Annotated in this window: 9 protein-coding genes; all 9 read right to left on the minus strand. The window is 65.9% G+C overall.

Annotated features, from left to right (window positions below):
* Positions 1-14 precede the first annotated feature (14 nt).
* The 9 genes from ACIBF7_RS03475 to ACIBF7_RS03515 are packed head-to-tail and all read right to left on the minus strand — an operon-like array spanning position 15 to position 25,291.
* Positions 15-2,294, minus strand: a complete 2,280-nt coding sequence (locus tag ACIBF7_RS03475) for a UvrD-helicase domain-containing protein (protein WP_397196310.1) — start codon at positions 2,292-2,294, stop codon at positions 15-17.
* Positions 2,291-8,995, minus strand: a complete 6,705-nt coding sequence (locus ACIBF7_RS03480) for a DEAD/DEAH box helicase (protein ID WP_397196311.1) — start codon at positions 8,993-8,995, stop codon at positions 2,291-2,293. The genes ACIBF7_RS03475 and ACIBF7_RS03480 overlap by 4 nt, the downstream gene beginning before the upstream one ends.
* Positions 8,992-14,478: a class I SAM-dependent DNA methyltransferase gene (locus tag ACIBF7_RS03485; RefSeq protein ID WP_397196312.1), complete on the minus strand. Its 5,487-nt coding sequence runs from the start codon at positions 14,476-14,478 to the stop codon at positions 8,992-8,994. Before ACIBF7_RS03485 ends, ACIBF7_RS03480 begins: the two co-directional genes overlap by 4 nt.
* Positions 14,475-17,537: an SNF2-related protein gene (locus ACIBF7_RS03490; protein ID WP_397196313.1), complete on the minus strand. Its 3,063-nt coding sequence runs from the start codon at positions 17,535-17,537 to the stop codon at positions 14,475-14,477. Before ACIBF7_RS03490 ends, ACIBF7_RS03485 begins: the two co-directional genes overlap by 4 nt.
* 45 nt (positions 17,538-17,582) lie before the next feature.
* A complete protein-coding gene (locus tag ACIBF7_RS03495) occupies positions 17,583-18,695 on the minus strand; it encodes a serine/threonine-protein kinase (protein ID WP_397196314.1) in 1,113 nt (370 codons plus the stop codon).
* Positions 18,696-18,700: 5 nt separating this feature from the next.
* On the minus strand, positions 18,701-19,897 hold the full coding sequence (locus ACIBF7_RS03500; protein WP_397196315.1) for a Wadjet anti-phage system protein JetD domain-containing protein: 1,197 nt from the start codon (positions 19,895-19,897) through the stop codon (positions 18,701-18,703).
* Complete coding sequence (locus ACIBF7_RS03505) at positions 19,894-23,271, minus strand: ATP-binding protein (protein WP_397196316.1); 3,378 nt, start codon at positions 23,269-23,271, stop codon at positions 19,894-19,896. The genes ACIBF7_RS03500 and ACIBF7_RS03505 overlap by 4 nt, the downstream gene beginning before the upstream one ends.
* A complete protein-coding gene (locus tag ACIBF7_RS03510; RefSeq protein ID WP_397196317.1) occupies positions 23,268-23,849 on the minus strand; it encodes a DUF4194 domain-containing protein in 582 nt (193 codons plus the stop codon). The genes ACIBF7_RS03505 and ACIBF7_RS03510 overlap by 4 nt, the downstream gene beginning before the upstream one ends.
* The gene (locus ACIBF7_RS03515; RefSeq protein ID WP_397196318.1) at positions 23,846-25,291 is read right to left on the minus strand and encodes a DUF3375 domain-containing protein; all 1,446 of its coding nucleotides are present in this window, start codon (positions 25,289-25,291) and stop codon (positions 23,846-23,848) included. The genes ACIBF7_RS03510 and ACIBF7_RS03515 overlap by 4 nt, the downstream gene beginning before the upstream one ends.
* Positions 25,292-25,497: the final 206 nt, after the last annotated feature.

A 25,497-nucleotide genomic window follows, 5' to 3' on the forward strand; every position in this document is an offset into this window, starting at 1 on the left:
AGCGCCCTGCGGGCTCACGCTGGGAGGTAAGGGCTGGGTTTGCCATGCCAACTGATGGTCAGAGCATCACGGGCGCGGGTGGCGGCGACGAACAGCAGGGAACGAGCCTTGCGCTGCTCGCGTTCATAGCGAGATGGATCTTCAGTGCGGAATCGCTCGACGACGCTGGTGCGCGGGATGATGCCGTCGCTGGCTCCGACGATGACGAGCCGCTGATACTCAAGCCCTTTGAAGCGATGCATGGTCCCGACGTGAACGTCACCTTCGCCCTTCGGCCCGTCTTTGGTCAGCTCGGCGCAGGTGATGCCGACCTTGCCAGCCAGGTAGTACATCGTCTGGCTGACCATGTCACGGTCGGCGACACACACGGCGATGCGGCCACTTGGGTCGAGGGGAGCACCGTTGTCGTCGGTGGACAGCTCTTGGCGCCAGGTCTTCAAGGTGGCGCCAAGCCCGGACAGTTCATCGTCCCAGGTGTCGTACTGGACGAAATCGGGTTTGGGGCCATGAAGGACCGAGCGGTATCCAGCGAGGGTATCGACGCCCTCATCGAGGTCGTCGTAAGACACCTTTACGTTCTTGCCCTTGGGGTCCACGACGCGGAGGGCCTCAGCGAGGATCTCCCTGGTCGTGCGGTAGCTGAGGGTCAGACGGGAGGAACGGCCTCTGATGTTGATGCCGAGAACGCTGAGCGCGACCTGGTGGTCGTAGATGCGCTGATGGGCGTCGCCGAGGATGAACATGTCGTTGGGTTGATCGGCGTCGACCATGGCGCGCAACATCATCCAGTGCGCGGGGCGCAGGTCCTGAGCCTCGTCGACCACGATGTGCCGATAGCGATGGCCGAGGTGACGCATGCCCGAGCTATCGTCCCGATCGACGAGATTCCGACGATCCCGGATCTTCGCCGCACGTTCGATCTCGAAGCGAGCGGCGCGCTCGGCGGCCTGGCCCCAGGTTTCGACTCCGAGCTGGTCGAGTCGGGCGGTCAACTGTTCCACGATCTTCCACACGCGGCTGCGCTCGGGACGGGTCAGTGCTCGGCCGCGGCCGGCGCGGCGGGCCTTGAAATATTCGGAGCGGGTGGTGATCGACTGACCGAGGATCACTTGTTCCCACTCTTCGAGGAGGAACTCAGGTTCCCAGCGCCGGTCGTCGAGTTCTGCCAGCAACTGACGCATCTCGTTCAGGGCCAGGTGGTCGTAGACGCGCTGCTTGGCATGCCCGGGAGCGGTGTTCTCGCCCAGGACCCGAGCGGCGAGCTGGTCGATGTGGACGACGTCGACGCGGGCAAGCAGATGGGGTTCGATGAGCGAGGCGAGCCTCAGGCGCAGGTCGGTGGTGAGGTTCTTGGTAAATGTGGTCAGCAGGATCGGTTTGTCCTGACCGGGGGGCAACTGCTCGGCGAGGTGCTTGACGCGATGCAAGGCGACGATGGTCTTGCCGGTGCCAGGACCGCCGGAGGCTCGGGCGGGGCCGTTGTAGTGGCGACGGACGATGCGTTCCTGCGTGGGGTGCAGGAAGACCTTCCACGCGCGGAAGTCGCCTTCCTCAATGATCTGACGTAGATCGTCGTCAACCGTGGTCACCTTGGTACGTGTGAGCGCTGTGGCGAAGTCGTCGAGGTCGGGGCGCTCGTCGAGTTCGACCGGCGCTGTGATCTCCTTACGCACTTCGTCGAGATCCATCCCGGCGGCGAGGCCGTAGAGGACGTCCTTCGAGAGCAGGGGCGCACCCTCAAGAAGTTGGTCGAGCTCGCCGCTGGTGGTCACGGTGAGCGCCAACTCGATCAGTTGCTCGGCGACGCCGAGCTCGCGCAGTTGTCCGGCGTCGTACATTGCCAGGAGGGCCGGGGCCGCAGGCTCGGGTTCCGGCTCGGGGGTGGGCGGGGGAGCGGGCTTCTCCGGCTCTGCGGGAGTCAAGGTGATGCCGGCCCTGCGCAGGGCGCTGTCGCCGACGACGGCGAGGTCGACGAACTCGATCTCACCGGTGATGCGGTTGACCGCGATCTGAAGCTCTTCGTAGACGTCCTTGCGGTGTCGGACGGCGATGACCAGCCAGCTCTCCGTGCCGTCCGCATCGACGCCGGTGGGAGTGAGCAGGGCTCGGTAGTCGTGGTTGATGCGAGCGGACCAGATGCGGGAGTCGCCTTTTAGCTTCTTCTTCCTGAGTCCGTTCCGCTCGGGGTCCTCGCGGAAATTGTGGCAGAAATTGTAGAACTGGCCCTTGATCGAGCCGTCGAGCTTGTACAGCTCCAGCTCGGCTTTGCGATAGAGGCTGAGCCGGGCGGTCATCGAGTGGCGCCTTTCTCCGCGTTGGGCAGCTTTTCGAGGAGTTCGTCGAGGTGGGCGAGCCATTCGGTGGCAGTGCGGATCGTCCAGCCGTCCTCAAGGTACGCGGCATCGCGCCGCCGCGCCTCGTCGTCGGCTGCGTCATGGTGGTCGGAGACGACGGCGATCTTGACGCCGTGGAGGTCCCAGGCGAGGTCGGCCTGCCAACGGCCGGTGCCCAGTTCGAAGCCGAAGACGGGGGCTCGCTTACCGTGATCTGCCAGAGCTTCGGCGAGACGGAGCAGGTCTGGCGCCTCGTTGGGCTCTTCACGCAGGATCTCAAGGATGTCCTCGTCCCAGATGCCGTCCCGGAACGCCTTCGCCGCGGCGGCTTCGGCTGCCGAGGACGCGGAAACAACAGGTGCGACCACACCAGCGGGCACCCCGGCGAGCGAGTCGAGTTCGCCGAGGCCACCGCACACCGCGAGTACCTCGACCTCGAAATCGGCGGCTCGGCTGGCGGCGAGTTGGACGCCGTCGGCACCGGCGAGAGACAGGAATTGAGTGAGGTTGGTCCAGTACAGCCAGGACCGCCAGCGCTCCTTGTGCTCGTCCGTATCCAGCACTGCGTCGCTGTCGTCAAGGACGGTGAGGGCGGTCCACTTCAGCGCTCCGGGATCCGCGGCGTCCAGGGCGAACACGATGGGCAGTCCAGTGTCGTCCTGCGTGCGGAAGACGTGGACCGGGCCGATGGCGGCGGCGTCCGGCGCGACCGGCTTGTATTGGCGTTCGGCACCGGAGAAGCCGGCCAGTTGGTGGCGCAGAGCCGTGATGAGTTCGCTACGGCGTCCCGTCGCCGCGATCTGTGCGGTGCCCAGCTGAGCGGTAAGCCCGGTCACCAGCGCACGCGCGCTGCGGGCCCAGCGGTCCGGGTCCGGATCGCGCAGATAGGCGATCAAGGTGTCGATCGGGTTGGCGAAGACGGCGGTGGCGAAGTGGGCGCGCTGCCCACCGTACTGTTCGTACGCCGTCTTGGCCTGCTCCTGTGCGCCCCCGTGGTAGGGCGGCCACACCGGCTTGCTACGGGTGGGCTGCTTCTCGAACAGGTCGATGTCGGCCCAGGTGATCTGGAAGACGGTGGCCCCTTCGGCACGCAGGAGGGTGCGCTTCGCCGCGTCGGTGGCGATGTGGTTGTGCTCGCGACCGGCGTGGAATCGAAAGCCTTCAAGATAGACCTTGACGCTTTGGGCCGGGCCGTCGACCCGGGTGAAGGTGAAGTCGCTGATCGTGCCCTGGAGCTGCTGCTGTGTGGTCAGCCGCCAGTGAGTCATGCTGGGGCCGCCGGTGAACCGCAGATGCCCGCTCGCGTGACCGTCCTCGTCCAGGGAGGCGTCGTCGGTGACCTTCACCCAGTCGCGCAGAGCCGCCAGGAAACGGGCTTCGAGGTCGGATTCCACCTGGGCATCCAGTCCGACCAACCCGGTGTGCTCGATCTTCTTAGTCTCCCAGCCGTCCTCGCCGTCCTTGGAGAGCAACAGGGATTCCAACATCGTCAGCGCCGACTGACGTGAGACAACATCCTGGAAGGGTTCCGGGGTGTAGCGGTGCAGGCAGCGATGGCAGGCGCGGCGCTGCTCCTCGGCGCAAGGACAGTTCAGCAGCCTGTCGTACGCTGCCATCAGGGTGTCGCGGAACGCGGCCGGGTCGGTGAGCCGATCGAGATAGCCCGTTCCGCCGGGCAGGGAGTCGAAGAGCACCAGGAACCACCGGCGCTCTCCGGTCTGGTCCGGCATGGACGCCACCGTGGTGGCCAGGTGCTGTGGGTCGCCACCGAAGTGGAGGTCCACGCCGAGGCGCAGCGCGGCCCTGAAGGAGTGCACCTTGGCGTCGACGTTCGCGGTGGCGGCCGGGAGCAGCACGCGCAGGGCCTCGGTTCGCAGTTGGTGCGCGAGAAGTACCCGCTCCTCCTTCGCTCCGCCCGCTTTGCCCCGGCGCAGGGGGCACCATGGGCGGTGGTGCTTGAGCCGCCCGCTGCGGGCGGTCAGAGAATCCAGTTCGTCGGTATGGTGATCGAAAACCGGCTGGCCGTCCGCACTCGCCGCCCCGCACACCGTGCAAACGTGGAACGGGTTGAGGCGCACCTGGTGTCCCGCGAAGCTGTCGCGAGCCGGGACGTCATAGCGGACCGGCCCGACATTGATCCGCCGGATCATGGCACGGCGGCAGTAGTCGACGCCGAATGTCTGATGAGCGTGCCGCCACGAGCCAGGCTCGATGTCCTCCGTCGGGATGTCCACGGCGTCCACAACGGTGTAGAAGCGGCGGTCCCTGTTGTCCTTGTCGTCGCGAATCCGCGCGTCTTCTCGCTTGTCGCGCGAGGTCACGGTGGCTGGTTCGACGACCTGGAACAGGCACGATCCGTCATCCGCGATATGAGCGGTCGCACAGCGCGGACACTCTGAGCGGTCCTCTTGGGCGTTCTTGGTACGCACATATCCGCAACTGGGGCACACACGCCAGGTGAGCCACTCCTGCCGACCGCCGGTGGCGATCTCCAGGCCGCTGATCTGGTGCTTGTAACCGTTGACGTAGAAGGTGTTACCGGGTGCCAGCTCTTCCAGCGCGATACGCCGAGGCCGCTCGTAGGCGTAGGTTTCGGAGGTGTAGATCGTCCTGCCCGTCGCGGGGTCCGCTCCGTCCTCCCCGTATATGGTCGCCGACAGGACGGTCGTGGAGTCGAGCAGCGCGTAGTTCGGCAGCAGCCCCAGGTCACAAAGCGCGGTCTGTGCCGTGGTCTCCCCTCGGTTCATCAGGTGCCGCCCGACACCTCGTCGTTCGGCGTCCAGTTCGGCCTTCTGCCGTGCCTCGTCCTGATCTGAGTCGTGGAGCTCACCGTGGGCCTCGTCGATCTCGCGCAGCCGGTCTCGTAGCGCTCGCTCGCCTCGGAACCACTCCCGCTCCGCCTCCTCCAGCGCGGATCGCAGGCCGTGCGTGGCGTACTCGCGCAGATCGGCCATGGCCTGCTCGTTGACCCCGGAGGGGAACAGTTCCAGAAAACCGGCCACGAGTTCTTCGCCTTGGGCGAGCGCCACGTCTCTCAGGTCGGCCAGGTAGCCTGACGGGCCGAACAGGCGGGGCGCCTTGTGCGGTAGCGCACGGAGCGCGATGCCCTCGGCGCGGACCAACCGCCCGGCCGCGGCCAGGTCCAGCAGATGGGCCAGATATTGACGGCGCAGGATCTCGATGGCCGACAGATAGCAGCCCGGAGGCACGATGGTGCCGGCGATCAGTTCCTTTGGGCGCTCCAGGAAGTACAGATCACGGCGCCTGCGGTCCGGGATTGTCAGCAAGAACGCGTTTCCCGAGCTGCGACCCGCACGCCCGACCTGCTGAACGTACGAGGCGGGGCGGCGTGGCAGGGCGGCCAGGACCACGGCCGACAGCCGGCCGATGTCGATGCCCATCTCCAGCGTCGGGGTGCAGGAGAGCACGTTGGGATCTTTGAAGCCTTCGCCTTCCTTGAAGGCCCTCTCCACCTGCTCGCGTTGCGGGCGGGTCAGCATGCCGGTGTGCTCGGCGGTGACCACCTGGTAGGTACCCGCCCTTTTGTACAGGCGCCGGTAGTAGTCGCGGGTGTAGTCGCGGTCGCGATGATGCACGCCCAGCCCTTCAGGCCGGTCGCCGGCGACCAACCGGCCGGTTCGGCAGCGGTAGGACTGGCAGGGTTGATCATGCCACTGGTCCAGGACCGAAGGGTGGACTGTCTGTTCCCAGAAGCACACCGGACAGCGCACGTACGCGTGTCGTACCTGCTCATCGTCCAGCAATTGGGCCTCGATGTTCCCCGGTTTGAGGCCGTAGACCCGCAGCGAGGTGTCACGAGGAGTGCGCACCGACAGCAGCCCACGGGCGGCCAGTTCGGGCAGCAACCGGGACCAGAACTCGGGCGACACCTCCCGTGGCAGCCCGAGACAGCGTCCCGCCCACCGCTCGTACCAGGACAGTCGCCCGGTGGCGGAGTCGAAGTCGCTGTCGTTCTTGGGCTGGTTCAACAGAAACACCGGGGCCGCGACGCGCTTGGGGAAGGCTCGCATACCGGGCTCGCGTTTGCCCCAGATGTAGTAGCGGCTCGTTCCTGCGTCGTCCACGTATCTGCTCAGCCATCTGTGTGCGACCGCGCCGCGGGTTCTAAGCCGCTCCAGGAAAACCCGAACGAACGCCAGATACCGGGCATCGTCCTGAGCGAGCAGCGGCACTCTGTCTTGCACGGACTCCTCGTGGATCCGCCTGACCAGCGTCACCACGGCCGCCGGGTCGTCGATGCGCACCTGTGCGGCAGCGGTCCTGGTCAGCTCCAAGGTGCGGCCGTTGCGAGAGCGGAATCCGAACTCCATCAGGGCCTCGAAGGCCAGCCGCTGGCCGATCAGCCGCCACGTGGCGAGGCTGCCGCCACGCCCTCGACCGGACAGCAGCCGTTCGACTCCCTTGTAGACGTGCAGGTCCGGCGGCACCACCGCGGCGAGAGTCTCCTTGTCCGTAGTGGCCCCGACCACGTCCGAGATGAGATCGTTGAGCGCCGTCGGTTCGTCGTCGCGCAGGTGCTCGGCCAGGAGAGCGCGCAGCGAGAACGTGTAAGAGCGATTGGCGACGAACCCGGCCCGGTGCGCGGCGTCCTGCACCGAGTCGTTGAACATCAACGTCTTGTCCTCGTGCCGGCTCTTGTCGAGTTCTCCGCCGGTGAACAGCTGTGTGATCGACGCCGCGGCTATGGCGGCGCTCCCAGTGCCCAGATAACGAATCGCGTTGCGCTCGCCGCAGGCCGGGCACCAGTCCTCCCTGGCTGCGGTGTTCGCCACTGTGCCACCGAAATGGACCAGCACGAACGCCGAGTCACGGGCTGTCAATCGCGGCTCTTTAGTGTCCTTGTCGTAGTCATTGCTCGGATCGGGCAGCCGCAGCCGCTTTCGCGCGCCGTCCAGCACAAGTAGCACGCCGCCGGCGCCCTGCACCGCTCCGGTGCCGTGAGATCGCCGGTCGGGCGAAACCGGCCCCACACTGGAGCCTTCCCGCGCCTCCCGCTCAGTGGCCGCGATCAGGTTCCGTACCCGTACCTTGTCCTGGCCGAGCGAGGCACGCCTGATCTTGTACGTGTCGAACTGGACATCGTGGTCGTCACTCTCCGGTGAGAACACCGCCCAGCCCGACCGCCCACAGTCACGGCAGTACACGGCCGGCAGGAAGAGGTTCGCGTTCTGCGCCGACGTCGCCGTTGTCACCGGTGCCATGCGCTCACTGCCGGTTGCACTCGCATCCGCCAGGCCCGCCGCGTCCCAGCGGAACTCCGCCTTCGGCCAGGGAAGCACCCCTCGCAGCAGGCGGGACACCGACCGGGCCCACTGGTGCGCCTCAATGTGGACGAGCGGGCGCGACTCCCCTGGCGGGGAACCGGGGGCGCGAGCGTACGACAGTAGCGCCACGAACCGGGCCAGCGCCTCGGCGGCCTTCTCCGGTTGCCGGGCCACGGCCTCCGCCCAGCCCGCCGCACCCGCTCGCCACATGACGTCCAGCACCTCGGCGCTGGTCTTCAACTCACCACCCAGCGCCTGCATCACCGCCCGGGTGAACAGGTGCCGCTTCAGATTCTCGCCCAGTCGTACGGGATCGGCGTCTCTGACTCCGGTCACCGCCTCGATGAGGTCGAGCAACCCTTCTTCGCTGGTAGCGGGGTCAGGCAGTGCGAGCAGTTCGTACGGTGTCGGAAGCGGCTGCATCGTCACGGCGGTGAGCGGGATGAACTCCTCAACCGGCAACCGGTTCTCGCCGACGATCGAATCCTCGGTGAACTCTGTACCGAAAACGTCGGTCGCCACCTCCAGCAGGCGCCTCACCCCGTCGTCGTCCGTACCCGACGCGAGTGTCGCCGATGTCGCCACCGGGCAGATGCTCCCCAGCGGGCGTCCCTTTTCGGACACCCCGACCGAGGACGCGAGCCGCCGCAGCAGCATCGCCACATCGGTGCCCTGGGCTCCGTCGTAGGTGTGGAACTCGTCCACCACGACATATCGGATGTCCGACTCTCGCCACAGAGGAGCGTCGTCCTCGCGTTGCAGCAGCAGGTCCAGCATCTTGTAGTTGGTGAGCAGGATGTCGGGTGGCGACATCTGCATGTCCGAACGCCGGGTACGCACCTTCTCGTACCGCGTTGCCGCCCTGTCCCCGATGTACAGCCCGGCCCACAGCTTGCCGAGCTCGCTGTTCTGCGTGAGCAGGTCGTTGATGCGCTCCGCCTGGTCCGTCGCGAGCGCGTTCATCGGATACAGGAACACCGCCTTGACGCCGACCTTGCCCGCTTCCCGCTCCCGGCGGCAGTGATCAAGCACCGGATAGAGAAACGATTCCGTCTTGCCCGAGCCAGTGCCCGTGGTGATGAGGGTCGGCTGCGGTGTGCGTCCGTTCACAGACGTCAGCCGCGCGAACGCCGCCGCCTGGTGCGCGTGAGGCGTGAACCCCTCTCGCTGCCACTCCAGATGTTCGCGCCACTCCTCGCCGGCGGTCGTAAAGGGAGTATGGATCCGCAAGTACGGTCCTCTGAACATCCCAGACGTCTCGTCGCCGAGGAAGCGGTGCAGGGCCTCGCGTGCGCCTTCGTCGCTGAGGGCGTACGTCGTCGACAGGTACTGCAGCAGGCTCTCCTTGAGCGCCCGTGCCTGAAGCGTCGGCCTCACGGCTTCGGCACCTCCTGCTTGATCGGGTCCCATTCACCACGGGCGATCGCGTCGTCGAGCCGCTTCTTGAAGACGGCGTGCGCCTCGCGCATCTCCGTCTCTCGGTCTGCCTTGTAGAAAGGCAGCGTGTAGCCGTCAGGCACGGGGGCCTTCTTCGGGTCAGCGTCATAGGCCAGGAACTGCTGCCAGGTCTCCTTGGTCTGCCGCTGCCCGATGGTGCGTGCGTTTCCGGCGAACTTCCAGCCGTGGGCGTCGAACCAGGTCACGGCCTCGTACTTCTGGAGCACAGGGAATCGGCCCTTGTAGGCAGCGATCAGGGAACTGGCGTCCATACCCAGCCAGACCGCGACCAGAGCGTCGATCTCTACGAGGGCAGACCGGCGGGCTCGCTCGGTACGGAGCGGCGTCTCGGGCTGCCAGTCCGGGGTCACGTCGTCGAGGCGGGGAAGTCCTAGCCACTTGCGTGCCCAGCACTCCTGATCAGGCCAGGCGGGGTCGTACAGTCCGGCCCACAGATCGGCGTAGGCATGGGTCAAGCAGTTGAGGCGCAACGTACGGAGAAGGAGAGCGGCAGCAAGTGGGTGGTCGGGCGTGGGAGCGGGGGTGGCTTTAGCACCGGCGACGCGAAGGTCTCCCCGACCGGTTGCCCGAAGAAAGTAGTCCAGTGGAAGAGCCGCCCAAAACCCAGCGACCAGTGCAGTGAGACGGGCATCAGGCATCGCGAGGCTGTGCATGGCATCGACATGCGCCGGACCAGGTGGAACGAGCGCAGCGTAGAGAGCCCGTTCAGTGTTGGGGGCGACTTGACGGCGCCAGGCAAGCCGATGAAACGCGACGTAGCGCCGCCTGGCTCGCTGCACCAGCAAGCCATCGATCTTCGCCGCCGTCACATTCTCCTCAGGAATGCGCTCTTCAAATGCGATCTGTCGCCGTGCACGGACTATCGCCTTCTCGCTGGCCCGCAACTGCGCGAGCGCACGATGATCAATCCATCGGTCCTGCGCGGCCAGATATTCGCGGCTTCTGCCAGGTGCTCGTACGTATGCGGTGTCAGGAACGAAGTCCGGCGGAAGAGCGACGAGGTCGGCACCGTATGGATCGTTGCTGTTGGCGTCGTGACGCTTGAACACCGGCGTGGCGACACTCAGCTGAGTGCCCTTGAGGACTACCCGACGCCAACTGTCCGGCTGATACTCCTGGCCGGTAATCGGGTTGGGGCGGTTGTAGTCGATCAGGTTGGCCTTCTTCGCGCCGCTCTCGTGGTATCCGGACGAAATCTGCGGGGACAAGGACCCAAGCCGTAGCGGATAGTTCGCCAGGGCCTCGATTGCCGAAGCTTCCTCCGTGGTGACGGGGAAAAGCAGACGAGCCTGCTCGACAGGTTGGCCAACCTCGTCCAACAGGCGCTGCCAGATGGAGAGCTGGTGCATGTCCACACGGATTACACGGGCCCGGTGGGGACGTTCATCGAACTCGCCATTCCGGTACCGGACGCCTGGTACGTCTCCGGAGCCATCGTGCTTGGCGGAGTGGCGCAGAGCGTCCGCGGAGACCAGCCACGAGAGGTGGTCGAAGCCGATCTTTCCGGGCGGCCCGTAGATGTGCACGCCAAAGTGAGCTGTATGACCAACTGGTTCAGGGAAAAATCGCTGTCCGGCATTCACAAAGTCCCCGTGAATGCGAAGGCGCCGATACGCCGCCTCCCGCAGGCTTCCCTCCTTGTCACCCGTGAAGTGCGTATCCGGATGCACCATCCCGGCAGTTCCGTCGCCCGAAGTGTGCGCCCAGACCTGCGACATGAACGCCCGATACAGGTCAGGCTGAGTGCCCGTCAGCAGCGGGTACATCTGCGCTGATCCGAACACCGCGACCTGCGCACTTGTGTTCGTCAGCTCACCGAGGACATACCGCTGAGCCGCTGGTGACTTGAGGACCTCCGCGCGCCGGCGTTCCTTCTCAGCATTGGACGCCTTGGCCTCCAGTTCGAACCACGGCTCGTGCTCCGCGAGGACGGCCGACTCGTTCCAGCGGGGCCGTACCCATGGCGGGTTACCCACCTGAAGATCGAAGCCGCCGCCGCGGGCGAAGACGAGGGCGAACTCCAGCTCCCAGTGCAGGAAGCCCTGCTCCTCCGCGATGTCGCGGACCGTCCGTAGCCACGGGAAGCGGTCCTCCGGGTTGCCGGGGTCCATCCCCATGAAGGCGGGGATCGTGTCTTCGAACTTCTTCAGTTCGTCGAGGCTCTTGGAGGCGTCGAGGAGGGTACCGGTCCACTCTTCGGCCCGGCCCAGCATGGCTTCCAGGAACTCCAGCCAGTCGTCCAGGTCCTTGAGGGGAACAAGCCGTCGCTTCTCCGGTTTCGGCTTCGCGGCCTTCTTCGTCCCTACCGGCCCAACCTTCTGCAGTTCCACGACCACGTCATCATCGGCGGACGAGTCGGGCCCCCAGATGGTGGTCTGTTCCGGCCCTACGGAGAACAGGGCCACCGCTTCCACGTAACGCGGTCCAGCCGTTGGCGCCGGGACGACCGGCGGCTGCGGAGAGTCCCGCGCCTCGGGCTTCTCCCCAGTCAGAGGCACGTCACCGAGAACTTCGCGAAGACCGTCCGCGTCGCTGACCGCGGTTCGGGCCGTGTACTCGCCGTCGGTCCCGTCCAGCAGCCCGGCCTTGTCGACCGGCCAGAACCACAGGGCGCACCAGGCGTCCATGACCGTCTTCAGCCGCCAATAGGGGGTGTCGACGGCTTTGAAAAGGTCCTCCAGCACCTTTTCCTTGGGCACCGGCCGGTCGGGGTACTGCAGGAAGGCGTACTCGGGATCCTTCGGATCGGCTTTCCAGACATCGATCCGGCGCGCGATCTCCTTCTCGGAGAGCTCCATGCGCTTGACGACGGCCGCCCAGAGGAACTCGACCCGCCGGGCGGCGTCCCGCAGCCGGGTGAACTGCGAGGGTGTCTCCCGCTTCGGCCGCTTGGTCTTGGGGTCGAGCTTGGGGGTGCCGTCCTTGTTGAGGTGCGCCGTGCTGCGCTGGGGACGCTGGAGGATCCCCTTCTTCCAGGCGGCGAGTTGCTCCACGCCTTCCTTGGCGAGGTCCTTGGCCTCCGCCCAGCCCGTCACCGCGGCCCAGCCGACGTTCGGAAGCAGGAATTGGTGCACCGCGTCATCGGGAAGCGGCTGCGGCTCGCTGTCGGTGGGGAAGGCGAGTGGCGTCGGCGCGCTCTTCGCCTTCAGCCAGAGCTTGTCCTTGCCCGAGACGTGGTCACCCGCATGAACCGCGCGGCGCGCGCCGATGAGCGAGTTGCCACGGCGCAGGTGCAGACCGAACCATGGCGCGCGCATACCAGGGTGCATGGTGTTGAGCCACAGCGACACCTCGGCCAGTTCGACGCCGGTGGCGTTGAGGTCGACCCCGTAGGCATTGTGCAGGGCAATGTACGCCTTGGCCCGCTGCTTCTCGGTGACCGCGTCGGACGCCGGAATGCTGATGCCGAGCTCTTTCTGGCGGCGACGCAGATACTCGTCGGCGACCTGGTTGATGGCCTCGTTGAGGAACGCGCCCGAGCCGAGCGCCGGCTCGCAGATCTTGTACCTCAGCAACTCTGATGCTCGCGTCTCGATCACCTTCCCGTTCTCGTCTCGCTCCTGGTCGAGACGGTTCTTGAGGGTGAGCTCGACGGTGACCTTGGTCAGTGATTCAGGGGTGTAGTAAGAGGCGGACGTTTCCCGGTCGCGGCCGGCGAGCCGGTAGACGAAGGAGCCTTTGTCGTACTTCTTGGGTCCGCGCAAGCCCTTGCGGGCGTCGTCCTCGCCATAGTGGACGAGGGTCTGGTCAGGGTACTGGTCCTGCTTCCAGGACGGGATGAGCCACGACCCCTGGTCCGGGTCGCCGCCCCTGGCCACCTCGCACAACTCTTCCTCGGCGATGATGCCCGTGTAGGACATCAGCCCCTCGTAGACGGCGCCGAGCTGGTTGATGCCAAGGTTTCGATAAGAGATGAAGCCGCCACGTTCGCCTCGTTTGCCCCTCTTCATGGTGAGCAGCCGCAGCACCTCGTGCAGGGCTTCGTTGCGCAGGCGCAGATCAAGCCAGCGCGGCTCATCGTCCTCGTCGCAGCGAGGGTCCAGGACACCAGTGCCGATGAGCCGGATGGCGGTCGGCTCGAAGAGTTCGCTGCGGAGCGCCTCGAAGCGCAGGCCACGGTCCTCGCTGCGGCGGGCGGCCTTGGCCTGGCGGGTCTGCTCGTCGTCACCGGGCTGATCGTCGTCCGGTTCCGTGCCGTACGCACGATGACCGAAGTTGACCTTGTTGAACAGGACATCAAGGGAGGCGAAAAGGTGAAAACCGTTCTTAGCCTCCTCCTCAACGAGCTCCTCGTCACGCTCGACGAGCTCCCGCAGCCGTGCCATCGAGTAGCCGGCCTCGTACGATCCGTCGTCGGCGGGCAGGATGCCGAGCTCGGGACGGGCTTCCGCATACAGCAGGAACAGGATGCGGTAGAGATACCGCAGCGCTTCGCGGGTGAGTTCCCTGGCGAAGGGAATCTTGAGGCTTTCGATATCGGCGGGGACGACGTTGTTCGCCGGCTCGGCCATCCGGCGCAGGACCTCGTTGGCGATGATCTCCACCGAGCGCTGCAGGCCATGGCGCAGCTCGCTGGAGACGCCGACCGCGTTGTCTGCGGAGCGCTTGAGCAGGGCATCGATCGCCCGGCTCCGGTCATTCTCGCCGGGGCGCAGCATGTCGAGGCTGAACAGGGCGGCGATGGTGGCGAGTTCGCCCTGCTGGCTCCGGTCGTTGCGTTCCAGCGCTGCGTCCAGATTGACCGCCAGATAGCGTCCCTCGCTCCATGCCTGACGGTCGGCGAGCACGATCACACCGCCGCACAGCAGCAGGATGAAGCGGGGGTGCGGGCCGCCCGCTTCGCCGATCTCACTCTGGAAGAGCCAGGAGGCCAGGGCCGGGCCCTCGTCGTACGTTTCGCTCGCGCTCACGCGCAGGGGCGCCAGCAGTCGTCCCGCGCCGTCGGCATTGAGGGCGGCGTCGTTGACGGCGGACCAGCCGCAGTCGAGAGCGATGATGCCGTGGCCGTGATAGGCGACGGTCACGGAGTGAGCACGGCCAGCGCGGTGCACAGTGAGTTCAGCCGATGTCGGCTCGTAGCCGAGCGCCCGCAGCACCGTCTGGTGCCATTCCGCCAGCCGCTTGCCCCACTCCGGGTCGCCGTACGTGGCGAGCCGGGCTTCGTCGTCGGCATCGGCCTGGGTGGTCTCGGCGAAGTAGCCGCGCATGTCCTCTGCGAGATACGCGCCGCGGAGTGTGCGCAGAAGTTCGCGTGGAGTTCTGCGCGGGTCGTTCTCGTCGCCTTCCTTCGACGCCCAGACGGCGAACAGGCCCTTCTTCAAATCAGTGCCGAGCTGTTCGGCGAAGTAGTGCGCGGACAGGTACTCACCACGGTTGGTGAAGGTGTCGAAGTCGGTGCTCATCGCGGGGTGCCTCCTCCAGCGGCGGCGTGCGGCTCAAGGACGGCAAGCAGGCGCAGCATCGGCTCTCCAGCCGTCTCCAGAGACTTGACCAGCTTTAGCCGTCGTTCGGCCGTCCGGTTCAGCTCCGCTTCTTTCGGACGGGCTCTGGCGAAGAGCGCTTCCTGCCGCCACTCGGCGACACGGCGGCGGTACGGCGCGAGGGTGTCCTCGATCAGCCGGCGATACTCCGTTTCGAGGGCGACGACGTGCCTCCGGGCGGCGTCGATCGCGTCCGGCACGAGCGCACTGAGACCGGGCAGGTCCCGGGGAATGGCGCGGCCGGGCATGTTGGGGCCGACGCCGTAGCGTTCCAGGACCGCAGCAGTCAGCGGTACGACGACGGGGTCACCGGGGAGATGGGAGACGGCCATCCATTCGACGATGGTGGGCTTGCCCAGCGCGTTGGAGTAGATGCCCTGCACAAGGTACGTAGGGGAGTCCACGACGGCGGCGAGCACGGGAGCCTGGTGCCGGCCAATCTCAATCAGGACCTTGTCCGTGAGCCAGTCCAGGACGGGGTGGACGTCGGTGACGTACGAGACGTTCGGCCATTGGGAGGCGGTGGTCTCTCGTGCGGCCTTCAGACGTGCGGCGGCGAGTTCCTTGACGAACGTGACGCGCATCCGTCCCGGCTCCGATTTGCGCGGCAGGATCTGCTGCTCGTCCAGGTAGGACTTGGGGAGCGCCTTGAGCCGATGCAGCAGATCTCGCGGGGGTTCGAAGGCGATGGTGCCGTCGTCGTCGCGGCGCAGCGACAGCATGTCCTCGGGATTCGGGCGGCAGACCTGCCGCAGCGCCACCTCGAAGTACTCGGCGGTGGATCGGAAGAGACTGGGCACGACGGCATCGGGCACTTCAGGGTGTTCGTGGACTGCGCCCACCTGGCCCAGGAGCCCGGCGAGGAAGGCCGTCCCGCCCTGCCGGGAATGTTTGATGGACTCCTCAACCGTACGGCCCGCGATCAGATCCTGGGTCAGGCGGTTCTCCTCTTCCTTGGCGCGATAGAGACCGGTGACGGCCTCGGCGGAACCCTCAATTTTGTGGGCCTCCTCCTCGCGTTTGAGGAGCTTCTCCCCGACCAGCCGGTCATCCAGTGTGCGCGGCTGTCCGGTCGCCTCATCCGTGCGCCACGGAAGGTCGCTGGTGAGGATCAGCGCGCGAAACTCAGGGGCCTTCTCTTGTCCGTAGCGGTCGATACGGCCGTTGCGCTGCTCGATACGGATCAAGGACCAGGGCAGGTCGTAATGGATCAACAGGTTGCACTGCTGGTGCAGATTGACGCCTTCGGAGGCGACGTCTCCGGTGAACAGGATGCGTACGGGGTCGTCGCGCAGGCCGAACTTCTCGACGATGGCCTGTTGCTCCTGATCCGTGGTGGCCTCACCGTGCATGACCAGCACGGCTCCACCGAATCCCAGCCAGGGCTTCTTCTCGTCGGCGCCGGCGACATGCTCGAAGCCCAGGGCAGCGGGGACCTTCTCAGCCAGCCACTTCGACGTGGGGATGCTCTCCGAGAACACCACCACCCGGGTATCTGATCCGGGCCCGACGCCCATGCATCGGAGCTCGTCGACCAGCGCGGCCAGCTTCGCCGAGTCCTGGTCCTCGATCTGCTCGGCGAGGCGTCGCAGGTCGACCAGCGCGGCGCGCTCCACTTTCCGAGCCGCCTCGGCCTCCTCGCCCCGTACTGGCCGCTTTCGGGATTTGCCGGCCACCGGGTCGTCGAGAGTTCCGATCCGGGCCTTGATCGTTTCCAGCAACGCCTTGTGCGAAGACAGGAAGGACTTCAGCAACCGATAGGGAACGAGTTGATTTCCGCTCACCGATGGCGCCGACGGATCAGCGGGAATCCAGCGTGTGGCCAGTTCCCGGAAGACCGCCAACTCCTTGTCTGTGGCAGCTACGGGGAGAGGCTTCGACGGGCCGCGATCCGCCCAGGCGCCCTTGAGTGACTCACGTACCTCCGGCGAGTTCTTCGTGCGCCGGATGTAGAGATGGCTAAGGTTGTCCACCTCGTACTGGGCTGGGTCGGCGATCGCCGCCTCGTCCAGCAGCCTGACCAGTTCGGCGAAGGAGGCGACGTCGCCGTTGTGCGGGGTCGCCGATGCCAGCACGAGCGCGTCCGTCTTGCGGGCCAGCAGACGGGCCAACGCGTTGTTCTTCGTACCCCGGTTGACGAGGTTGTGAGACTCGTCGATGACCACCGAATCCCACTCGGTGTGCTCCAGGTGATGGGCGTACACATCGCCCTTCAGCGTGTCCATGGAGATGATCACACGCTTGAAGTAGGCGAACGGATTCCGCCCCGCGGGGATGTCCTGCTGCACCCGCTGGATTCCGGTCGAGTCCAGGCGTACGAGCGGAATCCCGAACCTGGTCCACAGCTCACGCTGGAACTGCTCCAACACATGCTGCGGCGTCACCACCAGAATCCGCTCGCCACGCCCGCGCCGGATGAGCTCGGCCAGGAGCACCCCGATCTCCAGGGTCTTGCCGAGGCCGACCACGTCGGCGATCAGGATCCGCGGCTGCGGGTTCTTCATCGAAAGCGCCAGCTCGGCCGGCCGCAACTGGTGAACCTGCTGATCCATGAGGAAATTGTTCGCCAGCGCAAGTCCATGCTCGGTCTGCGGCAGGAACGTCTTCCGGATGACCGCTTCAAGGAAAAGCCGGGAACGGCGGTGATTCGGCGAATCGTCGGGCACCAGCTTGGTCTTACGCGGATCCAACTCCTGAACGGCGTCAAGCCGGTTGTAGAAGGTGGCATCCATCCCACGAACAAAAGAGGAGATACCGGTTACATCGACCATCCACCCATCACGAGCAGTCGGTGTGCACTTGCGCACCAACCACAACTCGTCACGGATCTGAACCTGGGTTCCCGGCGCATATCCGCCGGTGGGGGACAGTTCCACTACAGGCGGTGCCTCGCCAAGCGCTCCAGCATCCTGCACGGCATCATTTCGCCCGGTCATAGTCCCCACCTCGACGCCCACCGCCCGCTCCGATTCTTCGCCCACGGCGTTCTTCCGCCAAGCGTCCCATCAGACACCGGGCGCGCGCCGTCACAGTTCGGCATCCACCGCGTACTCCGCCCTCAATTCATCAGCGACCCGCTTGGACACTGGTGGGCGCCCGCTTCCGGGCCCGTTGCTCGGCGTCGCCTCAGATCGCTCGGGCTCCTGCTCACCTCCCGCCGTCGGAGTGTCAGCCTGACCACCATCAAGAGGCGACTCCCCAGCGTCGGCGATCTCGCCCTGATTTTCGAGGAGCTTCTCGACCGATGGCGTCAGCAACTCCTTCGCCGGGTCCGGCAGGTTTCCGGTGGTGGTGCGCGCGATCAACGCGAGTCGCGCGTCGGCCGGCGTCAATCCGGCGGACTTCAGCAGTTCCCGGCATGCGTCGGCCGTGGCATCAAGAGTCGGCCGTGCCTCCGGATCATGGGCGAGCATCGAGGAGATCAACGGCTTGAGCCCAGCCGGCACGCCGTTCAAGTTCGGGCCGAGGTCAGGGTTCGTCACCTGCATGGCCACGGCCTCCCACCCCGCACCGTCGTACGGATAGTGGCGGGTGGCCGCGTACAACAGCACCGTTCCCAGCGCATACACATCAGCCGCCGACGTCACCCTCGGATTCCCGCTCGCCTGTTCCGGAGGCATGCACCGTACCGTCCCGATGATCATGCCACTGTGCGACAGGGACTCCATCGAGGTGTCCATGAAGGCCCCGAGCCCGAAGTCGATGATCATGGGGCCTTCTCTGCCCATGATGACGTTCTGTGGCTTGAGATCCCGGTGAAGCAGTTTGGCGGCGTGTACGGCGCTCAAGCCCTCGGCGAGGAGCATGCCTAGACTGGCGACCAGCGGCAAGGGGAGGACGCCGTCCTGGTCCACACTCGCCAGGAGCGTGCGTCCCGCCACGTACTCCATGGCAAGCCAAGGCCTGTCCGCGAACGAATCGGCATCCAGGAAACGCGCCACCCTGTTCGTGCCGATCACCGTGCGCGCGATCAGCGCTTCCTTCTCGAAGCGCGCCCGCGTGTGCGGATCGAGCTTGTCGCTCCGGATCAGCTTCACCGCCACCGGATCGCCGCCTGGGGTGTAAGCGAGATAGACCTCCCCCATGCCCCCGGAACCCAACTCCTTGACCACGGTGTAGCGGCCGATCCGCTCGGGCATGCTCGTCATTCGCCGTTCATCACTCCCTGTGCGGCACCCGCGAAGCCCGCACTCGCCTGGATCTTTTCGCTGATCGCGGAGAAACGGATACGTTCCTGTTCAAGGCGGATCGAGGGCCCGTGGCTGTGGGCGCGCAGTTCATGCCACAGGCTCGCCTCGGCCGCCGTCAGATGGGCAAGGGGCTGGGTAACCTGGCTGGGTTCCCTGGCCCAGTGTGCTTGGTGGTCCATGAGGGTGTCCCGGTCCATCAACATGGAGATGACGTGCGGATACCGGCCGCGGAGCCTGTCGAGGATGGCGAAGCCGTGGGTGTCGATGTCGCCCCAGTAGATCAGGGCGGTGTCGGCCAGCCACGGAAGTGATTCCAGCACGCCGACGGAGTAACCACTGCCGAAGACGGCCATGCCACCAGGCACGGCGGGGAAGGCCAGATAGCTGGCTTCGTTCTCGACGACGTACACGGTGGTCACCGAGGCTGGGCGGGTGGTGAACTCCTCGGCGCGTACGGTGAGGTCGGTGAAACCGGCCAGATGCGCGCCGTCCAGCAGGCGGAAGCGGACCTGCTGGGGCTTCTTACGGAAGCCGTACCGTCCTTCGAAGTCCGAACGTGGCAGGTCGTCGCGGACGCGGGACGGGTCGAGTCGAGCGTCGAGGAGCGCGGTCAACGCCCCCTTGTGGCGTTCGATGAACTTGGTGTCGACGCCGGGCACGTCGATGTGCCGCAGGTATACGCCCGGGTGAGCATGCTGGTCGATCCAGTGGACGGTCGCCATGATCGATGGCCAGGTGTCGGCGAGAGCCAGCACCTTCATGGGGTTGGCGGCCATCCAGGCGGCGATCTGGGGTGATCCAGCGGCATCGGCGTGGAGAGTACGGAAGGCGCGGACGTCACCGCTGGTCTTGAGCAGGGCCCAGAGGGTGTCCTGATCGTCGATCCAGGCGCGGGCGGGGATGCTGTTCGCGCCGATGGTCCGACCGCCGACCTGTTTGTACTCCACGCGCAGCCGGGTCTGCTTCTCCCATTGGGCGACCCAGGTGCGGACCTGCTCGAACCGCGCCGCCAGCTCGCTCGGGCGGGGTCCGCGGATCGGCACGTCGATCGGCTGCCAGGGTTCTCCTGTCGCGAGCGAGGTCAGGTACTTGCCGGACGACCACCGCTTCATGAGCAAGGCCCGGACGTCGTCGGGCGTCGTCCAGGTCATAGGCGCAGACCGGCTGCGCGGGCGATCTGGCGGGCCTTGTACTCCTCGATGGTGAGGGTCTGCAGCCGGGAGTACTGGCCGTTGACGTTGTCGACGTAGCCGACGGCCGACACGAACGGCTCGATGATGTGGATCTTTTGCAGCGGTGTGACGATCATGAGCTGTAGTCCGAGGCTGCGAAACAGTTTGAGCGCGAACCGGGTCGACTCGTCCGAGCCGCGGCCGAACGCCTCGTCGATCACCGCGAACCGGAAAGTCTTGGACCGGGTGACACCCCATTCGAGTTTGAACTGGTAGGCCAGCGAGGCCGCCAGGATGGTGTAGGCGAGCTTCTCCTTCTGCCCGCCGGACTTGCCACTGCTGTCGGAGTACGTCTCATGTTCCGAGTCGTCGAAGCGGTTGCGTTCGGAGGCCGAAAACACAAACCAGTTGCGGACATCGGTGACGCGTTTGGTCCAGGCACGGTCCTCGCTGGTCAGGCCGTCGCGGCCACGGAACCGTTCGATGAGCCGGCTGACCTGGAGGAACTTCTCTTCCGAGTACTGGTTGGAGGCGTTGCCCGACAGCGTCCCTGCGGTGCATTCGCGCAACTGAGCCTGGAAGTCACGTACGTCGGTGTTGGGGCTCGGCTCGGCCTGCAGGCGGATGTAGCGGCCAGGGTTGTACTCGACGGCGAGCAGGGAGTCGTTGATGACACCGACCCGCTGGCGGATCAGGTCGGCCTGCTGGCTGAGCTTTGAGCTGAACCCGGCGATGTCGTTGATGGTGTTGATGTTGAGGTAGGTCTTGAACTGTTCGCGGAAGCGGGGCAGATCGTCGCCGACAAGCCGATCGTGCAGTTCTCGGTAGCCCGGCGCGGAGTGGACCGAGTCATCGAAATCGGTGGTCTCGTTCGGGTATCTGCCGCGGAAGGAGGCCATCTGAGTGGCGATTCTGCCAGCGAGGCTGTTCTGCGACTTGAGCCGCCGGTCGATCTTCTCGCTCAGGTTCTTACCCGCCTCGGCCTGGGCCGGGTCACAGTCCGCCGGGTCACCGGTGCCGGGGAATGCCTTTTCCAAGTCGCCGTAGTGTGTCACGGCCCCGGCAGCGGCCGGTTCAGCGAGGATCGTCGCGGATCTGCCGACCTCTTCGTCGGCGGTCTTCAGCCGACTCTCCAGGCCGCCAATGCTCTTCAGACAGGCTTCCTGATCGAGCTGGGCCCGTTTCAGGTCGATGTCGACGGCATCGATCTCGTCAGTGAGGCGTTCGAGTTCGCTGGAGGCCTGCCGTAGCTTGGCCAGCTCCGCGGCCAGGTCCTCGATCAGGTTGACCTGGCCATTCCAGTCCAGCTCGGTGAAGTCAATCGTCTCTGCGAGCTGGGTCAGCACCTTCATGTGGTCCAGGCAGGTGCCGTGTTCACCTTGCAGCAGGCCGTGCCGGGTGTGGAGGGTGTTCTGCTGTTCCTGGACGGTGGCCGCCTGTCTGAGCAGAGCGTCGATCTTCTGTTCGTTGGTCCAGCCCAGCACGTACTGGCTGCGGTCGTCGATGCGTGTGGTGTCGTTCTTCTCGTGCCGGCCACGACCGCCTTTGATCTGACCGGCAGTGGTGATGGCATACGCGGCGCGGCGGAATTCGGTCATCGTCTCGGCGCACAGATGACCGGCTCGCACCACCAGCTCCCGCTCCAGCCACGGGTAGAACTCGCTGTCCTTGATCTCGAGTTTCGCCGCCAGCACCGGACCGTTCTCCCGGATGTCCCGGCTCCAGGCCGGGAGAACGGCCGGGACCCGGTAATAGACGATCCGGGTCCCGAGATGGTGCTCGTTGATCCAGTCCGACACCTCGGTATACAGGTCTTCGGGGACCAGCATCGATAGCGCGAAGGGGCGCAGCAGCCGTTCGGCGGCGCCTTCCCACCGGGCTTCTTCCGCCCGGACCCGGATCAGCTCCCCGGCGAACGGCAGGTCACTCTCCCGTACGTCGAGCTCGCCGCAGAGCCAGGCCCGCAGCTCCAGACTTTTCCTCGGCAGATTGTTCTTACGACTGCGCAGGCTGAGGATCTCCTTGCTGAGCTCTTCCGCCCGCTCTGCGAGCCGCCGCCGTTCCAGCCCCAACTCTTCCAGGCTTGTCTGGAGCTCCGCACGCTTCTGCTCGGTGGCCGCCGCCATGGCGGTGATCTCCCGGAGCCGTACGGCGAACTGCTGCGCGGTGTCCACGGGTGCCAGGCCGACACGGGTCAGCCGGTCGGCGAACACTCTGGCCCGGCCGGCCCGGTCGTCCCGGCTCCGCCCGGCCTCGGCGATCAGCTTCTCCAGCTCACCGATCCGCGCTCCGCCCTTGCCGTCCCGTTCGGCTACGAGGCTGTCCAGTCGCCGGTTGAGGCCACCGATTCGACCAGCGAGTTCCTGATTCTCTCGCTGCCGGTCGCTCAGCTCTTCACCAAGCTGGTCGATCCGCTGCTGTAGCAGCCGGGCCTTACGGTCGGCGAAGAAGTACCGCAGTGCCTCCCGCTGCCCCTCCAGCCCACCGATTTCCGTCCGCAACGCCTCGTAGCGCTCACATTCGGCCAGCAGCGGCGTCAATGCCGCCAACTGCTCCTCCGCCCGCTTCACCGCATCATGCGCACGCGTCAGATCGTCGAAGTGCGCGATCAGCTTGGCCGTCCAGGCGGCGGCGTCGAACGGCTCCAGCATGTGGTCGCGGACGAACTCGTTCAGGTCACTGACCGACTTCATCGACACCGTCTGGTGGAACAGCTCCATCGCCTGCTCCGACTCGATCCCCAACCGGCGCCGGAAGTCCCGGCCGTACTCGGGAAAGGCGTCATATGTCCGGGCTCCGGCTCCGCGCAGCCTCCGCTTCAGCGCGGCGATGTCGGTGCCGAAGTCCGCGAAGTCGGCGGCCACCGAAAGGTCACGATCGGCGATCGCATAGAACCGCTCCGGCTGGTTGGCGTCCTTCATCCAGAACACCTGCGCCAGGCTCACCATCGCCTCGTACCCCTCGTTGGCGAACACACCAACGAGCACCGAGAAGGAGTCCGCGCCGCGCAGTGCCACCGGCTGGGAGGTGCCGGTCTCCTCGTTGCGCTGCGACTTGTGAAATCCCAGGACGTACGAACGCAGGCTGCGTTCCCTGGTCTCCGCGCCGGCGGCCTTGTTGTAGGCGATGCGGTGCGCAGGCAGCAGCAACGTGGTCACCGCATCCACGATCGTCGACTTGCCCGAGCCGATGTCGCCGGTGAGCAGGCCATTGCGCCCGTCGATCCGGAAGGTCCACACCTTGTCGTGGAAGGTGCCCCAGTTGTAGAGCTCCAGCCGGCTCAGCCGGTACCCCGCCAGGCTCTTCTCCTCGTCGCCGACAAGCTCCACCGGGCTGAACAACGCCTCCGTCACAGCGTCTCCTCCGTCCCGGACAGCTGAGCGGCGTACGTGGCCAGGCCCTGCTCGAACCCGGCCAGCCATTGTCCATCCACGAACGCCTTGAGGATCCGCCGTACCTCGAACAGGTTGTCCTGACCGGTGACCCGCCGAAGAAAGCCCAGCTCGACCACCTTGTTGATGTGCGCGTCGACCTGATTGACCAGCCTCGCCTCGTTGCTTCCCTCCGGCAGGAAGATCGCCAACATCTCCGCGATCTGATCCCTGGTCAACATCAGCCGGGTATCGCCACCACGCGCGTCGAACTCGGCCAGTCGTTTGCGCAGCAGCGCCAGCAGAAGACTGACGTGGAACGACAGCGACCGGCGTGGGATCAGCCGAGGCGGCCCTTCCTCTCCATCTTGCTCGGGCCGCGAGCGCAGGAATGCGTATCCTTCGGCCTCGTCGATCACCAGCGACAACCCGAGAACCGCCACGTGGTCGCGGACCTGCGCGTGCAGATCGAGCAGATGCCGCCACGCCTTCTCATGGGTGTCGCGGTACACCACACCCTTCATCACCTGGGTCACCGCCAGCGACAACTCCGCGCTCAAGGGCTCGCCTCCGTTCGGGCGAAGGTGACCCGCGGCAGCCTCGCCCGCCGCTCGGTTCCCTCCTCATCGAACCAGTCCACCTCGTCGACGCGCGCCTCATCGAACACCACACAGAACGAGTCGTCGGTGAGCGCCAGATAACTCACCAGTTCGGCCAGCCCATGCGTCAAAGGTCGCCCACGTACCAGGTCGGCCAGCGCTATCTGTGCGCGGCCCGCCAGTGCCCGCCGCACCCCAGCCGCCAATTCCGCCCGGTCGACGTAGAACTGCTCGAACAGTGCGTCGGCCTCGAACTCCTGCCCGCCCGCCTCGATCGACGCGCTGTTGATCGGCCGCCGCACCCGCGGCGTATACAGAGGCCGCTCCATCGGCAACCCGAGCTCCGGAGCGGTCCCCTCTAGCTCTGTGGCCACCGGCAGGTCCCTGTACGCCCGCATGGTCAGGGCATGCTTCTCGATGCTCCGAACGATCTCCACCACACGCCGGTTCTCCGCCCACACTTGGTCGTCCAGGAAGCGCCGCAGTTGCTCTGACAGTTGACGCACGGTCGCCTGAGTACGTTCACCGGCATCCAGCCAGTCATGGTGCACATACCGCATCCGCGGATCCGGCTCGGTGATCTCCTCCAGCGCCTGCACCTGCTCCAGCAACCCGGCCAGTTCTTCCTGGCGAGCACTCGACAGCAGGAAGTCAAAGAACGCCTGGAAGCTCTTGCCCTGGTCGGAGTCGGCGATGCTCTCCCTGTTTCCGAGAATGTCGTCCAGCAGCGCGCCCTTGGACCCGTCCCAGGTGGAGATCTTCTCCCGCAGGCGCCTGTCGAGCGCCCGGAAGTTCGCCTCCACCTCACGAAAATCAGCCAGCAACTCCCGCGCCGTACTCGTGAACTGCTGGTAACGCTCACGCTGTGCGGTAGGGCCCAGCGGCTCGAAATCCCCGGCCGCCACGCGCGCCATCTCCTCGTCGATCTGCTGACGTCTCCGCCTCAGCTCCTCTAGGCGGGTCTCCGGGTCAGCCTCGGCCCCGAACACCATCTGCCGAAGCAGATCGAAGATCGTGTTCAACCGCGACTCGGTGCCGACGAACGACCGCTCCGTCAGCGACCGCAGCCATACCAGCGCCTTCTCCACTGCGGGTGTCGCGTCGTAGTAGGGCTCGTCCGAGCCTCCCGGGTAGTACTTGCGCAGATAGCCTGCCCGGGGATCGGCCCAGTCATCCAGGTATGCCTTGGCCGTCTTCGGGAACGTTCCCTCGCCCAGCCGCTCGTTCAGCGCGTACAGCTCATCGTCCAGCCGACCCGCCAAGTCCGCTGCCGAGACCGACCGTGCGTTCTCATCGACGAACACCCGTCCGAGGAAGCCCAACACCAGAGCCGCATGATCAGCACGCAGTAACCGCCACGCGGCACTCTGCCGTCGCAGCGCGCTGATCTCCTCGAAATCCATCCCCTCACCATCCCCGCGCACATGTTAAGCACAGAGCTCGACAAAGTCAGGCAGATCCTTCAAAGCCCCTCGCCGGATCATGCTTGCTGTGCGGCGTACTCGGTACGTTCCTACGGCATCCCGAACGGCGCGCTCTCGACTGGCAGTTTCAAAGGACAAGCGCAGACATGTCCAAACCTGAATAGATGACGCGGAGCTGCCTGCCC

This window comes from Nonomuraea sp. NPDC050478, from assembly GCF_044458265.1.
Classification (GTDB): Bacteria; Actinomycetota; Actinomycetes; order Streptosporangiales; family Streptosporangiaceae; genus Nonomuraea; species Nonomuraea ferruginea.

What these genes read in the sequence shown, in the direction of transcription:
- ACIBF7_RS03515 (WP_397196318.1), bottom strand. Translation starts at nt 25,291, where the DNA reads ATGGATTTCGAGGAGATCAGCGCGCTGCGACGGCAGAGTGCCGCGTGG.
- ACIBF7_RS03500 (WP_397196315.1), bottom strand. Translation starts at nt 19,897, where the DNA reads ATGACCTGGACGACGCCCGACGACGTCCGGGCCTTGCTCATGAAGCGG.
- ACIBF7_RS03495 (WP_397196314.1), bottom strand. Translation starts at nt 18,695, where the DNA reads ATGCCCGAGCGGATCGGCCGCTACACCGTGGTCAAGGAGTTGGGTTCC.
- ACIBF7_RS03475 (WP_397196310.1), bottom strand. Translation starts at nt 2,294, where the DNA reads ATGACCGCCCGGCTCAGCCTCTATCGCAAAGCCGAGCTGGAGCTGTAC.
- ACIBF7_RS03485 (WP_397196312.1), bottom strand. Translation starts at nt 14,478, where the DNA reads ATGAGCACCGACTTCGACACCTTCACCAACCGTGGTGAGTACCTGTCC.